Annotated in this window: 1 protein-coding gene; it reads left to right on the top strand. The window is 67.3% G+C overall.

Annotation, left to right across the window (positions count from 1 at the left end):
• Positions 1-223: radical SAM protein (locus tag E4K09_RS26040; RefSeq protein WP_134500554.1), on the top strand; the 223-nt coding region annotated here is incomplete at both ends.

Raw genomic sequence — 223 nt, 5'->3', positions numbered from 1 at the left:
CGCCGTGCATCTCATCGACGGCATGCGCGGGCGCACGCGCGCCTTCGTGCAGGTGCAGAACGGCTGCGACCATCGCTGCACCTTCTGCATCATTCCCTACGGCCGCGGCAAGTCCCGCTCGGTGCCCATGGGCGCGGTGGTTGAGCAGGTGCGCAATCTCGTGGAGCACGGCTCGCGGGAAGTGGTGCTCACCGGCGTGGACATCACGAGCTACGGCAAGGAT

The sequence above is a fragment of the Microvirga pakistanensis genome (genome assembly GCF_004458765.1).
Taxonomy (GTDB): domain Bacteria; phylum Pseudomonadota; class Alphaproteobacteria; order Rhizobiales; family Beijerinckiaceae; genus Microvirga; species Microvirga pakistanensis.
The sequence above is the reverse complement of the archived record's forward strand: the minus strand, read 5'-3'. Positions and strand labels throughout refer to the sequence as shown.